15 protein-coding genes are annotated in these 13,427 nt (G+C 61.1%); 4 read left to right on the top strand and 11 right to left on the bottom strand.

Annotated elements, in window-relative coordinates:
- Positions 1–34 precede the first annotated feature (34 nt).
- Positions 35–997: a FecR family protein gene (locus Q0L25_RS14695; protein ID WP_296615487.1), complete on the top strand. Its 963-nt coding sequence runs from the start codon at positions 35–37 to the stop codon at positions 995–997.
- Positions 998–1,132: 135 nt separating this feature from the next.
- On the opposite strand, the gene Q0L25_RS14690 is transcribed toward Q0L25_RS14695, so the two are convergent.
- The 3 genes from Q0L25_RS14690 to Q0L25_RS14680 form a co-directional block, all read right to left on the bottom strand.
- On the bottom strand, positions 1,133–3,931 hold the full coding sequence (locus Q0L25_RS14690; RefSeq protein WP_296615485.1) for a TonB-dependent receptor: 2,799 nt from the start codon (positions 3,929–3,931) through the stop codon (positions 1,133–1,135).
- Between the two features lie 125 nt (positions 3,932–4,056).
- Positions 4,057–4,974 (bottom strand): FecR domain-containing protein, encoded by a 918-nt coding sequence (locus tag Q0L25_RS14685; protein ID WP_296615483.1) that lies wholly within the window; start codon positions 4,972–4,974, stop codon positions 4,057–4,059.
- 62 nt (positions 4,975–5,036) lie between these two features.
- Positions 5,037–5,546: an RNA polymerase sigma factor gene (locus tag Q0L25_RS14680; RefSeq protein WP_296615481.1), complete on the bottom strand. Its 510-nt coding sequence runs from the start codon at positions 5,544–5,546 to the stop codon at positions 5,037–5,039.
- Positions 5,547–5,809: 263 nt separating this feature from the next.
- Here Q0L25_RS14680 and Q0L25_RS14675 point away from each other — a divergent pair, with 263 nt between their 5' ends.
- The gene (locus tag Q0L25_RS14675) at positions 5,810–5,995 is read left to right on the top strand and encodes a hypothetical protein (RefSeq protein WP_296615478.1); all 186 of its coding nucleotides are present in this window, start codon (positions 5,810–5,812) and stop codon (positions 5,993–5,995) included.
- 65 nt (positions 5,996–6,060) lie between these two features.
- Here Q0L25_RS14675 and Q0L25_RS14670 read toward each other — a convergent pair whose 3' ends face one another.
- Together Q0L25_RS14670 and Q0L25_RS14665 are read right to left on the bottom strand one after the other, a co-directional pair.
- Positions 6,061–6,588 (bottom strand): GNAT family N-acetyltransferase, encoded by a 528-nt coding sequence (locus Q0L25_RS14670; RefSeq protein ID WP_296615476.1) that lies wholly within the window; start codon positions 6,586–6,588, stop codon positions 6,061–6,063.
- The gene (locus Q0L25_RS14665) at positions 6,585–6,929 is read right to left on the bottom strand and encodes a DUF1778 domain-containing protein (protein WP_296615474.1); all 345 of its coding nucleotides are present in this window, start codon (positions 6,927–6,929) and stop codon (positions 6,585–6,587) included. The genes Q0L25_RS14670 and Q0L25_RS14665 overlap by 4 nt, the downstream gene beginning before the upstream one ends.
- 75 nt (positions 6,930–7,004) lie before the next feature.
- Here Q0L25_RS14665 and Q0L25_RS14660 point away from each other — a divergent pair, with 75 nt between their 5' ends.
- Together Q0L25_RS14660 and Q0L25_RS14655 are read left to right on the top strand one after the other, a co-directional pair.
- Positions 7,005–7,256 (top strand): type II toxin-antitoxin system ParD family antitoxin, encoded by a 252-nt coding sequence (locus Q0L25_RS14660; RefSeq protein ID WP_296615472.1) that lies wholly within the window; start codon positions 7,005–7,007, stop codon positions 7,254–7,256.
- On the top strand, positions 7,253–7,453 hold the full coding sequence (locus Q0L25_RS14655; protein WP_296615470.1) for a type II toxin-antitoxin system RelE/ParE family toxin: 201 nt from the start codon (positions 7,253–7,255) through the stop codon (positions 7,451–7,453). Before Q0L25_RS14660 ends, Q0L25_RS14655 begins: the two co-directional genes overlap by 4 nt.
- 231 nt (positions 7,454–7,684) lie before the next feature.
- Here the strand turns inward: Q0L25_RS14655 and Q0L25_RS14650 are convergent, their stop codons facing one another.
- From Q0L25_RS14650 to Q0L25_RS14625, 6 genes are all read right to left on the bottom strand, one after another.
- Positions 7,685–8,029 carry a helix-turn-helix domain-containing protein gene (locus Q0L25_RS14650; protein ID WP_296615468.1) on the bottom strand — a complete coding sequence of 115 codons (345 nt, stop codon included), beginning with the start codon at positions 8,027–8,029 and terminating at the stop codon, positions 7,685–7,687.
- Positions 8,026–8,394: a type II toxin-antitoxin system RelE/ParE family toxin gene (locus Q0L25_RS14645; RefSeq protein WP_296615466.1), complete on the bottom strand. Its 369-nt coding sequence runs from the start codon at positions 8,392–8,394 to the stop codon at positions 8,026–8,028. Before Q0L25_RS14645 ends, Q0L25_RS14650 begins: the two co-directional genes overlap by 4 nt.
- 164 nt (positions 8,395–8,558) lie before the next feature.
- Positions 8,559–9,530: a hypothetical protein gene (locus tag Q0L25_RS14640; RefSeq protein WP_296615465.1), complete on the bottom strand. Its 972-nt coding sequence runs from the start codon at positions 9,528–9,530 to the stop codon at positions 8,559–8,561.
- A 337-nt stretch (positions 9,531–9,867) separates the two neighbouring features.
- Positions 9,868–10,095, bottom strand: a complete 228-nt coding sequence (locus tag Q0L25_RS14635) for a hypothetical protein (RefSeq protein ID WP_296615462.1) — start codon at positions 10,093–10,095, stop codon at positions 9,868–9,870.
- Between the two features lie 153 nt (positions 10,096–10,248).
- Positions 10,249–10,485, bottom strand: coding sequence for a hypothetical protein (locus Q0L25_RS14630; RefSeq protein WP_296615460.1), 237 nt, complete (start codon positions 10,483–10,485; stop codon positions 10,249–10,251).
- Between the two features lie 214 nt (positions 10,486–10,699).
- The gene (locus Q0L25_RS14625) at positions 10,700–13,390 is read right to left on the bottom strand and encodes a glycoside hydrolase family 78 protein (protein WP_296615459.1); all 2,691 of its coding nucleotides are present in this window, start codon (positions 13,388–13,390) and stop codon (positions 10,700–10,702) included.
- Between the last annotated feature and the right edge of the window lie 37 nt (positions 13,391–13,427).

The following is a 13,427-nucleotide window of genomic DNA, read 5'->3' as shown; positions in this document are numbered from 1 at the left end:
CCTCCCCCTAGGGCCGGGCGATGCCTCGCCCGACGTGGATTGGCTGATGGGGCCCGAGCGGTTCGAACCGACGCCGGCGCATTATGAAGCCGCGATCGGTTGGCTGATGCGCCTGCGCGAGGCCGAGAAGGATACGAACCCCGCATTCGAGGAATGGAAACGGCAGCACCCGGCGCACGAGTTCGCCTTCGCGGAGGCCGAGGCGATGTTCGCAGCGTCGGCCGGCCCGGCGCAGGAAGCGTCCAGTCACTATCATCGCCGCTGGAACCTGCCCGGCCAGACCCGGTCCCGGCGCTGGATCGGCTATGCGATCGCAGCCAGCCTGTTGCTGGCGCTCGCCCCCCCGACCATGCAGTGGATCCGTTATTTGGGCGTCGACGAGGTCACGGGCGCGGGCGCGATGCGCAAGATCCGATTGGCGGACGGCTCGCTGGTAACGCTCAACAGCCGAACGGCGTTCGACTTCACGATCAACCGGATGGGCAGGAGCGCGCGCCTGGTCGATGGGGAGGCCTATTTCGAGATCGCCCATGACTCGAACCGGCCGTTCACGATCCGGGCGGGCGATGCCACGGTTCGGGTGCTCGGCACCAAGTTCAACATCCGCCTCAACGACGCGCAGTCGGTCGTTTCGGTGACCGAAGGGCATGTCCGCGTTACGCCAGCGGGCAAGCCTGCCGCCGCGGTGGTGCTTGGCGCCGGCCAGGAAGCGGTGGTGGCCAATGGCAAGCTACAGCAATTGCCCGCGGACGCGCTGATCAACGACAGCTGGCGGCAGCACCGGATCGTGTTTCGCCGAACCCCGCTCCGCCAAGTGGTCGCCGAGCTCAATCGCTATCGTGGCACTCCGATCTACCTGATGAGCAACACGCTTGGCGATCGCATCGTCACCGCCGTCTTCGCGACCGACGATCCCGAAGGGGCAGTGCGCATCATAGACCGGACATTGGGCGCGCGAAGCGTAACGCTGCCGACGGGCCATACATTTCTTTACTGAACAGAGTGAGAGGCGCTGGGCATTTGGAAGAATGCAAGAGTCGTCCATAGACGAGGATCACACATGAGAAAGAGCCCCGGCGCCTCAACGCCGGGACTCCTGACCGCGTCTAAGAATTGGCGCGAGGGAAGCTGACTACCATTTACCGTGCAAGCTCAGCTTGAAACTGCGAGGACTACCATACCAGTTACCCCCGGTCGTACCTCCAACTTGCTCATAGTAGGTCTTGTCGAGCAGGTTCTCCATCTGCAGGTCGAGCCGCAGCACATTATTGACTTTATACCCCACCGCCCCGCTAAGGACGACCCGGCCCGGATCCGTGAATGCATAATCCACCCACGCGGTGCAATTGGAATAGCCGTTGCTGGGATCGACAACATATGATGCGCAATAGCTACCGGTTTGAAAGGTTTCGCTTTGCGCCTGAACTCCGAAGCCAAAATACAGGCCATTAAACCGTGAGGTCTCGGAAAAATTGTAGCTCGTCCATAGCTGGAACCGATGCCGCGGTGCGAAAGACAGGAGCGGCGCGGGCCGGCCGTCAGGTAGCTGGCTGTTCTTAACATAAGTGTAATTATAGTTATAGCTTGTCGAAAGTTGCCATCCACGACTGATTTCGCCCGAAATCTCGAAATCAGCGCCATAGCTAATGTTTTGCTGATTAGGATTGAAAATATAACAACAGCTCTTCTGGTCGTTCAACTGCCCGGAGTTCCGTGTCGACCCATTGGTGCAACGGCGATCGCGCTGGTCGCCCTGGCAAATTGGATCGTCAGCGGCATATCCGATTTGCTTGGTATAATATACCGATAAGCCCGCATTGAGCTTGGCGCTTGGCGAAGCCCATCGAAGAGAACCCTCGAAATTCTTGCCCGTGACCGGCGGCATAGGTGCGCCTGATTTGTCGAGCTTGCTCGACTGGTCGATATAGATGTCGGTGTAGATCGCAGAACCACTCAGGTTGTCGGTGATATCATAATGCCATTGCACCGATGGCGGCCAGGAAAAGGAGTGACCCTTATATTGGGATCCAATCGACTCACCGTATTTGAAGAACGTCAGCTCACCGATTTGCTTGCCAAAGCAGGGGCCAGACGAGTCTTGCACTGAATATAAATCGCAGACAAATTGCTTGAGCCCGCGTTGCCGATAAGCAGAATAGCGCACACCGGTTGAAACATGTAGTCTCTTTATCGGTGTTAGCTCTAAATTCGCATAGACATTCAGATAGCGATAATCGCCATAGATTGTTTTGCCAGAAAATCCTGCTGGGAATGTAGGCTCCAACCACTCATTTGGGTCGAAATGAAACACATCAACATCTGATCCGGCGTACGGCTGCTTTCCTGGAAAGGGAATGAAATCGCCGGTGTAAATATCGTAGCCGATGCCCTTGGCGGATCCCGCAGGGTTTTCCATGGAATAGTTCGCGCCAACTACTATCTTCTGGCCTCGTCCGAACATGCGGAATGAACCATCCAATGTCGCCTCGAGCATGGTCTGCCGATCATGTAAATAATAATACTGATCTGTGCCAGCATAGATGCCGGTTAGAGCATTCGGATCGTCGCGCGTATTCGGATTGAGCTCCCCGGTAACTGTCGGATAAATCGAGATAGCGTCCTGTTTGATTCGAGTTGCCTTGAGCCTTGCTGTCCATTTTGCGCCGATTCGCTGCTCGATCTGGCCGAACAATTCCTTATTTTCGGTATCTGTCTTGGCGAAGTTGAAGCACAAACAGGTTGAGCGCGGCAGGCCGAGCGGCTCTCCGGTGCTATATCGCATTAACCCGCCGATAAATGGTAGCTCGTTGTTCTTCTGATAATTTAACCCAACACTAATCAACGTCGAAGACGTGAGGTCATATTCGAGGCCTCCAGACACCACGTTACGGTTTGAGTTGGCTACCTTGTAGAAAAAATTATTGTCCTGGTGCGTTGCTATCAATCGACCACGCAGCTTGCCGCCAAAGGCGAGCGGACCGGTCAAATCCGCACTGATCCGATGCCAATCCCAGCTGCCGATTTGCATATCGAGGGTGAATTGCTGGTGATCGAGCGGCTTCTTGTGCACCAGATTGACCACGCCTCCGGGGTCACCATAGGCATTGAAGGTTCCCGTTGCTCCGCGAACGAGCTCGATGTGGTCGTAGAGCGACAGGTCGATGACCGGCCTATAGCCGGCGCCACTCGGATTGATGTTCATCGGCGCGCCGCCATCGAATTGGAACTGCGTGATCCGAAAGCCGCGCGAGTAAAAGCCCAAATTGTCGGTAGAGCCTTGGTTGTAGACGGTGATGCCCGGCATGTTACGCATCGCCGAATTGAGGTCGGTGATGTTCTGGTCCTGCAAGCGCTGGCTCGTGAGAACCGACACCGACATAGGCGTGTCCTTGATCGACGCTGCGGTTTTCGATCCCACCGTCAAAGCGTTGGACGTATAGCTCCCCGTTCCTTCGGTCGCCGTCACGTCACGCGATCCGTTGATCCCATTGACCGGCGTCGATCCCGCCAGGCTGCCGCCGGCAACCTGAGATCCCTGGACGCGCACCGCTCCGAGGACACGCTCGCCGGAGGCACCATCACCACCGGCGGCAACCAGCGTCACCACGCCCGGCCGAGGAAAGCTGAACGTATAAGGCGAGCCGGCCAGAGCCGTTGCCAGCGCCTGCTCGACGGTCATCGTGCCCTTGACGGCTGGCGCGACGATATCGTTCGGCTGCTTGTCAGGATAGATGACCTGGATGTTCGCGCGTTCGGCGATCGCGCTCAGGGAGCGCGCGAGCGACTGGCTTGGAATGTTGAAGTCGTAGGTCGATTGCGACGCCGAAGCGGCAGCCTGGCCCCAGGCGGCGCCAGGCAATGCGAGCGCGCCGAGCGCACTCATGGAGAGCAAGGCCAGCTTGAATTGCGTGGCACGGCTCGTCTTGTACATCAAAACCCCCTCAAAATGGCACGGCCATTCGTTGGGCCGCCATGGGGGTGACTCGATTCAGGCGGCTCGTCCCCTAGTCCGCCCGGAAATATTTCCGACCCTGCATGGCCGAATGCCCGCCAAGGTCAATACAGCAAGACGATCCCGCCGGGGAGCGTCGTGACATGCGCCCGGGTACCGACCTGGAGCGCCGCGATCATGCCCTGGTCGTCATCGGTCCGGAACGAGGCGGTTACGTGTTGCGCGCGCAATTTCGCGCCCAGGACGTATATGCCGGCGGCACGATAGCGCGACAGCACGCGGGCCACTTCGGTCAAGGGTGCGTCGAAGAAGACCGCCCGTCCCGATCGCCACGCGGTGGCGTCGGCGGCGTTGACCGATCTGCTGACGGTTTGCACCGCATCGGCGACACCTTGCTCGTCGGCGGACAGGAACGCCCGGCCGCTCGGTCCGTCCAGACGCACCTTGCCGCTTTCGACCGTGACGCGCGTCCGATCGCCGGCGAGGTCGACGTCGAAGCGCGTCCCGAGCACGGTCACTTGGGCATTGCCGGCATCGACCCGGAACGGGCGAGCCTCGTCATGCTCGACCGCGAAAAACGCTTCTCCGCGAAGGATACGCACCGTGCGCCCTCCGGGCCCGGCCTCGTACGCAAGTGCGGTATCGCTGCTCAAGGTGACGTGGCTACCGTCGGGCAGATCGACCGTACGAACCTGCCCCACGGGCGTCGCGACGTCGCTGCGCCAATTCTCGAGGGCATGGCCGAAGCCAGGCACGAGGAATACCGCTAAGACGGCGGCCGCCGCCATTCCCAACCCTATCGCGCGACGCGACGGCGGCCGGCGCGTTCGGGGCACCGGCCCCAGCAAGGCCCAGAGCTTGCCAGCTTCCAGGAACGCCGCGACATGATCGGGATGCTCACCCTTCCAGTCTTCGACAGCGCGGAGCAGACCCGCATCGTCCGGCGCGTCGGCGAGGCGCGCATGCCAACGCGTGGCCTGCTCGAGCAACGCGTCGCTGACCGGCATCGGGGAATCGTCCACCGGCCGGGTCATAAACGATAACGATCGCCGGTCATATCCGCTGCCCCGCCACCCTCGCACCCTCAGGGCCAGGCGCCCGCATCGAGCAGCCGGTTGCGGCAATGCACCGTTGCCTTGGCGAGGTGGTTCTCGATCGTTCGCTCGGAAACGCCCATGCGCTTGCCGGCCTCGCGCATGGTCAGGCCTTCCATCCGGCAGAGCCTGAAGGCGGTCCGGCATTTGGGCGGCAGCTCGGCGATCGCCGAGGTAAGCAGGTCAGCCGTCTGGCGACTGCTGGCGATGCGCTCGGGTGACGGCGCCTCATCGCGGACTGCCTCGTGGCTTTCGATTGCGTCGCACAAATGGGAACGCAGTTCGCGTTGGCGCCAGTCAAACGCCGCATTGGCCGCGGCGGTGAACAGATAGGCGACCGGATTGGCGACACGGTCGCTCGAGCGCTGCAGGCGAAGCCAGAGATCCTGGGTCAGGTCCTCGGCGGCCGCCGGACAGCCGGTGCGCCTGGTCAGGAAGCGGACAAGGCCCGGGCGTATGTCGGTCCAGTCCAACAGCCCTGCGCCATCGACGCCGTTCATAAGCCGCTCCCCGAATCCCTGCCCGCGCAGGCTTTCGGGAATTTGAACGCCTGAGCGACTGAATTCCCGCACTGGCCGGCGCGCGGGCGCTGAGAGAAGGAGGCGGAGACGCCGATTTACCAGAGATACCAACTTGGGCCGGCCTCGGGCGGCATGGATGCGCGTTCGCCATGCGAGCGTGGGCCAAACCAAGCCACTCCCGGTTCGGCATGGCTTGCATCTCGACTAACGGCAACGAGGTCGTTTTACGCGCCACGCTCCGCATGGTTGTCCACGAACTCAACCGGCCCCGTTCCGCCTCGATCTACATCGTGGATCGCAAGCTCGGCGAGCACATCGTAACAGGCGTGTTCAAGACCAATGACTCCGATGGCGCGATCCGCATTATCGACCAGACACTCGGCGCGCAGAGCGTGACGTTACGGGCCGGGCCGACGTTTCTGTATTGAAGGGCGTCAAGACGCACCGAGAGAGCTGGCTCCACCGATCGCGCCGGCCAGGGCTGGTGACGCTTTCAGAGCATCCCCTTAGCCTTGAGGTCGGCGGCGAAAGTCGCCAACGGCATGACTAGGGTCAAAGGTTTGTCGCGCAACGGCTCCGCTCCATAGCTTGCGTACCATTTGGCCGCGCGCTCATTCTTGGCATCAATGACGAGGAGTACGCCGCCGCCCTCTGCCGCGATACGCAGACAACGCAGTGCCGCGGCAACAAGGAGCTGACCGCCAAGCCCCTGTCCGGCGAGATCGAGATGGGTTGCGATACGGGCCAGCTTGAAGCAAGGCACCTCGTGCTGTGCGAGTCCTTTGACCATTCCCGCCGGAACATCTTCATGCGCGACGCAAGACGGTGTGATTGTATAGAATCCTAACACCTTGCCGGGAACGGCAGCATCGATCGCGCAGAATGTCTTCGACGCATTTTGTTCATGACTCTGGCGCGCATAGCGTAGCAGAAACGCGTTCATATCCCGGTCGCCACAGTCGAACGCTTGCCGATCATGCTTCTTGCTGATCGGCTCTTCACGCCAAGGCAGGATGGTCACAGCGTGTCAGGCAGTGCCGTGATGGCGGCCTTGAGTCTGGCATTCGGCTTCGGAGGATTCTCGAGCAACGCGAGGACACGCGCATGATCGCGCTGCGAAACCTCTATCCTGTCGGCTTCCCTCAATACAGTTTCCGCCTCGCGAAGTGCAGCTTGCGTCACGAACGAGGTGAGGTCCGCGCTGCGAAGCGCCGCGGCGCGGACGAGCATCGACTTCGCCTCCGGCGTCACCCGCAAGCTCATCCGCTTGTTGTCTTCCACAGTGGCACGCGGCATCGCAAGCTCCTTCTTGTACGCATTGAAAATGTACGCCAGCGCATTCAGCTCGTCAACTCGGTACATCTTTAGGACGTACAGAAAAGTGGAAGGCGACTGCAAAGTGATACTTTTTTGGCATACACTGCGCCGTACCGAAAAATGGAAAGTGGCAATGCCCCGCAGCACGTCGGTGACGATCGGAGATCACTTCACCAGCTTCATCAGCGAGCAGGGCGCTATGGCTCGGCGAGCGATGTCGTGCGGGCCGGGCTGCGGCTTTTGGAAGAGCTCGAAGCGAAGGTGACGACGTTGCGCGATGCCCTGATCGCCGGGGAGCAATCCGGAGAACCCCGCCCCTTTGATTTCGAGGCATTCAAGGCCCGCAAGCGGGCAGGGTATGAAGGCAGGTGAAGACCCTCGCCTTTTCGCCAGCGGCGCAAGCCGATGTCGAAGGTATCTGGGATTATAGCGCCGACAATTGGGGACCGGATCAGGCCGACCGTTACACCGATGAAATTCCCAACGCCTCCCGTGCGGTGGCTGCTGGACAGCGACAAGGGATGGTGGCCGATGAGCGGGCCGAATATTGGAAACTTTCCAGTGGTTAGCACATGATCTATTCCCGTGACTACGGCGACCGATTGGAGATCATGCGCGTCCTGCACGGCAGGCAGGATGTGGAACGGCACCTATGGTCAACGATCCCGCCCGGGCTGTCCTTCCCATCAGGATAAGAGCCGCCTCAATCGAGTTTGGCCTGCGCCACCGAGCGGCCACGTTTTCGCGGCCGGTACCAGGGCGATCATCCTGACGCACCAAGAACTCGGCGGGGGTTTCGCTTATGCAAGCTCCGGAATACGATCGGATCGCTCTACGCGAAGTTCACCGACGCCGTCGTGACGGTCTGTGGCGACGGTGATGATCACGTCATGCCCAAGCTGCTGTAGACAATCCTCCAGACGTTCACGGGAAATGTCCTTCAGCTTTCCCCGACAGATCTCCGAAATTCTGGCTTGGGGGATGCCGGTGCGTTGCTGCACTTGACGTTGGGTCAACCCAAGCTCCTGGATGGTCTTGGTAATGATGACCGCGAGTTTCGCCTTGGCGGCAAAGGAGGGGCTACGACCAAGATGATCGAGAACGCTCTCGCCAGCAGGTACGGTATATCCAATGTTGGTGGTCATTTTCCGTGATCCTTTTTCATCTGCACGATCCTGAGCTTGGCCGCCGCCAGCCGTGCATCGATCGTGGTCTTGTCGGCTGCGGGAATCTCTCCACCCTTTGTCGACTTCTTCTTGAAGCAATGCAGGATGAAAACGACCTCCTCATGCTTAAGGTAGTAGACGGCCCGATAAGCATCACCGTCGTAGCTATCCCGCAATTCCCACACGCCATTCTCGAACGTCCTGGTAAGATGCTTGGCGCCGTCGGGCGTCATGTCATTCTGGACGAGACCGAGCTCATAACCGAATTGATCAATTATCTCCTCGGGCATGCTCAGGAGATCCTTATAGGATGACCCGAGAAACTCGACCTTCTTGTTGTCCATCTTGATGTGGCTCCTTTCCAAGGCTGATATCAATATTGATATCATAAGTCAACAAGGCACATGCGTAGCGGCGGCACGCCAAAATAATGGTTGCCCTGGCGCTCGATCGAGCGCTCCTGACCGACGCGCCAAAGCCGCCAGACCGAGCCCCGGCCGGCAATTGCTCAACCGCGATAAACGCGCTGCGTCTCATCGTCGGACATCGGCCGCCACTCCAATGGCTGGATCCAGACACCTGGCAAATCGTGCATCGCCGGCGGCAAGCCCGCCTGGCTCGAAATCGAGACGCACGCCATCCAATCCACGCCGTCGATCGTTACGATCTCGGGCGCGTGACCGGTCGTTTCGACCATCCTGTTGTCAACGGGATCACCGAAACAAAACGGATTATCGGAGACGTAGAGCGACATCCGCCCGTAATCGAACCCGCATACCCACATGTAGTAGAGCCCGTCGCGAACCTGGACGAAGATCGATTCCGCGGCGCGATAGCCGGGCGGCGGGGCCAGCACGGTCCGCGGCGCGCTCCACGTCCGTAGATCGGTGGAGGTCCGCACGCGAACGACATTACCGGCTTCGGGATCGACCCAGCCGTCACCGATCACATAATAGAGGAGATAGCAGGCCAACGCGTCGTCCCAGAAGACCTGCGGATCGCGGACGTGCGGTTCGCGAAAGACGATATTGTCCTTCTCGCCTGCGAAAAGATGCGGGGCCCAACGCGCAAGATTTCCGTCACTCGACAAGCGGCGCAAGGTGACGTCGGGCGCCGATCCGTCCTCCCGGCGCGGCAGATGCGCGTAGAAGAGGAAAGCCTCGTCCTGTCCAGCCCAGGTGACGAAGGGCGCCCACATGTCTGCCGGCCCGTCGTCAGCTGCTCCGGAGCCGATGCGTTCGAGAAAGCGATAATCTCCCTGGAGCGTATCGCTCACGGCATGGAACAAGGTCCGGTTTCCCTCGTCGCTCAGTATACCCATGCAGTGCCAGCGCGATTGGCGATCCTGCACCAGGCAAAAATCGTTGACCCCGAGCCGTTGATCCGGATGCGCATCGGGTCGCCTCGGAATGGCTTGCGGATCGACGATCTGGCGAGCCTGCGGCCAGGGCATCGTCAGTTGGGGAATCATGGCGGTCATGGGAGCTCGATCCTTAAATGGAATCGAACGGCGCATGTCGGCAAATGTCGCACTATCGAGCGACGTTCATAGCCATCCTGCACCGAGCTGAGCGGTCCCGGCGCGCCGGGCAGTGCCCCGATCGCCGCCTCGATCCTGACATTGGGTTTTGGACCATGCCCGGGCCGGGTTCTGGCCAACCACGCGAGCCTGTTATCCGCGGCGCCTTTCGAGATCGACATCATCAGCCGATAGCGAGAACCGCATTATCCCGATGACACGGACAGTCGAGGCAAAGCACGGGCTCTTGACCACCTGTGGCGCCAAAGCGGGGAAAACAAGCCAAGGGCCGACGATCTCAAGACCGCAACCGATGAAGTCGCGAACGTTTCCGGGTGGCGAGGCGGGCGCCACGCAAACGCGCGATCGCGGCGATCTGGCTGATCGACTGTCCGCTTTCGCGCCTGGCCGCGGCGATGTTTGCATAGTGATCGGGCGCGTCGTCGTCGAATGCAAGAACCCGGCCGGCAAGATACTCCCGCAGAAGGCCGGTAATAGCCTTCTCCAACGCCTGGCGTCGCGCCATCAGGCAATATCGCTACGCCCAACCGCAATTCTGCGCCGGTGATGGCCGTAGTGAACATCGATGCTGCAGGTTGTGCCTCGACCCAAGAGGCTACCCGCGAATCTGGCCGAACGCGCAACAATTCGGACAGGGCATTGGTGTCGAGCACGATCATCAATCAAACTCGATCGGCTCACGCATTGCCTCTCGCTTCGGCAAGGCCAAGTCGATTCCGCCGCCCACGGCCCCGAGCCGCGCTCGGATCGAACTGATCAGCCCCTGAGCCCTTTCCTCGGTCACGAGAGCCGAGCGCAGGATATCCCGCGCCTCGTCTTCCATCGAGCGGCCATGAACGGCCGCCCGCACGCATAGCCGCACCTTGAGTGCGTTATCGAGATTGCGGATCGTCATGCGGGCCGAAAAGCGCCTCCATCAATGATTGCGCATCAATCATTGCCGTCAAAAAATACGACACACGCAAGCCAAGGCAAGGCCGAACAGGTGAAGATAGGCATGGCGGCACGCCTTTCAAATTTGACCGAGGCGGCCACCCGCCCTCGTCACGCGTATCGCTCGGCCGTCGCTCCCGGCGACGAACGTGGCGCATTGGGCAGCGCATCGGCCATCATTGCTGGTCGTTGCCCGGCTCATTGTCGAATGCGAAGCTCCCCGACCCGAACTCGATCAGGACGTGATCGACGCCCGGCACGATCGCCCTGATGTCTCGTGACGATGCGATCGGCCGGCCGCCCTCGCGGATGCGCGCTGGATCCGCCGAGGGAAAACGCAGCGTCGCACTGCTGTTGGGAGGCACGTCGACGCTACAAGAGAAATGCTCGTCGTACCGCTCCCATGCTATCGCAATCGGTCCATAGGGACCAAGATGACGAGCGCTGGCCCTCGTAATGCTACCGCCCGGCTGCGGCGCGAAGCGGATATGCTTGTAACCGGGCCGTTCTGGATCGAGCCCCAACCCCGCGACCGTTTCGTACAGCCAGGCGCCGACCGAGCCGTAGAGATAGTGGTTGAACGAGTTCATGTCGGTGTCTGGCTTGGGCGAGCCGTCCGGCAAGAGCCCATCCCAGCGCTCCCAGATGGTCGTCGCCCCTTTGGTAACGGGATATAGCCATGACGGCACGTCACGCCGCTCGAGCAGCGCATACGCCTCGTCGTTATAGCCGAACCGACTGAGCACCGGGAGCAGACGCGGCGTGCCGAGAAAGCCGGTGGTCAGATGGCCGGATGCGCGCACCTCGGCGGCAAGCTTTGCCGCCGCAGGAGGCCGCAAGGCCTCGGGGAGAAGATCGAAGTCAAGCGCCACGACATAGCCTGCCTGGGACGGCGCACGCTCGGAGCTGCCCCGGACAGTCGCATCCTCGCCCACGAACCGCGCGACGAACGCCTCACGGATGCGCTCGAATGACGCCGCATAATGAGCGGCATCCGCGTCGCGCCCGAGCAACACCGCCGACCTGGCGAGGATGTTGGTCGAACGCGCGTAATAGGCTGTTGCGACCAGAGGCGGCGGGGTTGCTCCGAACGCTTCGTTCTGGGTTACGGAGAGATAGTCGAGCCAATCGCCGAACTGGAAGTCGCGCGCCCAGATGAGGTCCGGCCCGACGCGGCGATCGATATACTGGACCCAGCGCTTCATGCTCGGATAGGCACGTTCCAGAACGCGCAGATCGCCATAATGCTGGTAGAGCGTCCAGGGAACGATAGTGGTCGCGTCTCCCCAGCCGGCCGTTCCCTCCTGCCCTTCGATCCTCGGCACGATCCAGGGAACGGCACCATCGTCCTGCTGGTCGGCCGCCAGATCTTCCAGCCATTTCGAGAGGAACCGCCGGACGTCCATGTTGAAGGCGGCGGTCGGCGCGAACAATTGAACGTCGGCGGTCCACCCCATGCGTTCGGCACGCTGCGGGCAATCGGTCGGAATATCGACGAAATTGCCGCGCTGGCTCCAGAGGATGTTGCTCTGGAGTTGATTAACGAGGGGCTCCGAACATTCGAATTCGCCGGTCAGCGTGAGGTCCGAATGGCAGACGATGCCGGTGATCGCGTCCGGCGTCAGCTCACCGGGATAACCCTCGACCGATACATAGCGAAAGCCGTGGAACGTGAAGTGGGGCTCGAAAATCTCCTCGCCCTCGCCCCGCAACGTGAACCGGTCGGTCTGGACCGCGGCTTGAAGATTCTCGGTATAAAGGCTGCCGTCCGGCTGGAGCAATTCTGCGTGGCGCACGGTTATCGTCGTGCCAGCAGGCCCCGACGCGCGAAGCCGCGTCCACCCGACCATGTTCTGCCCCATGTCGATGATGACCTGACCGTCGGCCAGCCGCTCCACCGAAATGGGCGCGCGTTCCTCGATGCGCCTGACAGGCGGACAAGATTGCGCGATGAGGCGGCCGCGAGGCTCAGGCGCCTCGATAACGCTGCTCCACTCGGACGCATCAAATCCAGGCCGATCCCAGCCGATCGGTTCGAGGCGCGCGTCCTGGACCTCGCCGGCATAGAGCTCCGAGGACAATATGGCGCCCGTCGAGCAGGTCCAATTGTCGCGCTCGGTACCGATCGTTTCGCTCGTGCCGTCCGCATAGAAGAGCTCGATCTGACAAAGAAGCGCCAGATGCTCGCCATAGCGATTGCGCGGCCCCGGCCACAGACTGCCCCGGAACCAGCCGTCGCCCAGCATCACGCCAACGACATTCTCGCCGACGACGAGCGCGTCGGTGATGTCATAAGTCTGATATTGGATGCGGTCGTGATAGCTGGTCCAGCCGGGCGTGAGGACGGCGTCGCCGATACGCTCGCCATTGATACGCGCCGCGTAAAGTCCCTGCGCGCTCATATAGGCACGAGCCCGCACCAGGCCGGGCCGCACGTTGAACGAGCGACGAAGATAGGGCGCGGGCGACGGCACATCGCGGTCGCGATATTCTCGCGGGGAAATCCAGCGAGCGCTCCACTCGCATTTGTCGAGGAGCCCCATTTCCCAGCGCTGTGGAGCACTCCACTCGGATAGCCGCCCTTGCGTGTCGCGTACCTGGACGCGCCAGGCATAGGAACGGCGCGAGCCAAGCACGGGCAACCGGCATTCCACCAGATGCGAGTGGGGCGAGCGACATTCTTCGGTGTCGACCAGGAGCGCGATACCGGTGATCAACCGCGCCTCATCGGCCGCGACCTGGATGCGATAGCTGGCCTGCCTGATCCCCCTGCCATCGTCTGCCAGTCGCCAGCTGAAGCGTGGGGCGAGGTCGTCGATGCCCAATGGGTTGCGCTCTCCTTCCACGGTCAGATCAACCAGTTCCATGCGCGCTCCCAAATAAGAAGGTGAATCGATTGAAACG

Source organism: Sphingomonas sp. (assembly GCF_024508665.1).
In the GTDB taxonomy this organism is placed as follows: domain Bacteria; phylum Pseudomonadota; class Alphaproteobacteria; order Sphingomonadales; family Sphingomonadaceae; genus Sphingomonas.
Note: the sequence above shows the minus strand (reverse complement) of the source record. Positions and strands in the feature narration are given on the sequence as shown.

Bases quoted from the DNA above. Each gene is read 5' to 3' on its own strand.
- Q0L25_RS14690 (WP_296615485.1), bottom strand. From the start codon at position 3,931: ATGTACAAGACGAGCCGTGCCACGCAATTCAAGCTGGCCTTGCTCTCC.
- Q0L25_RS14680 (WP_296615481.1), bottom strand. From the start codon at position 5,546: ATGAACGGCGTCGATGGCGCAGGGCTGTTGGACTGGACCGACATACGC.
- Q0L25_RS14675 (WP_296615478.1), top strand. From the start codon at position 5,810: ATGGTTGTCCACGAACTCAACCGGCCCCGTTCCGCCTCGATCTACATC.
- Q0L25_RS14665 (WP_296615474.1), bottom strand. From the start codon at position 6,929: ATGTACCGAGTTGACGAGCTGAATGCGCTGGCGTACATTTTCAATGCG.
- Q0L25_RS14660 (WP_296615472.1), top strand. From the start codon at position 7,005: ATGGAAAGTGGCAATGCCCCGCAGCACGTCGGTGACGATCGGAGATCA.
- Q0L25_RS14650 (WP_296615468.1), bottom strand. From the start codon at position 8,029: ATGACCACCAACATTGGATATACCGTACCTGCTGGCGAGAGCGTTCTC.
- Q0L25_RS14645 (WP_296615466.1), bottom strand. From the start codon at position 8,394: ATGGACAACAAGAAGGTCGAGTTTCTCGGGTCATCCTATAAGGATCTC.
- Q0L25_RS14640 (WP_296615465.1), bottom strand. From the start codon at position 9,530: ATGACCGCCATGATTCCCCAACTGACGATGCCCTGGCCGCAGGCTCGC.
- Q0L25_RS14635 (WP_296615462.1), bottom strand. From the start codon at position 10,095: ATGGCGCGACGCCAGGCGTTGGAGAAGGCTATTACCGGCCTTCTGCGG.
- Q0L25_RS14630 (WP_296615460.1), bottom strand. From the start codon at position 10,485: ATGACGATCCGCAATCTCGATAACGCACTCAAGGTGCGGCTATGCGTG.
- Q0L25_RS14625 (WP_296615459.1), bottom strand. From the start codon at position 13,390: ATGGAACTGGTTGATCTGACCGTGGAAGGAGAGCGCAACCCATTGGGC.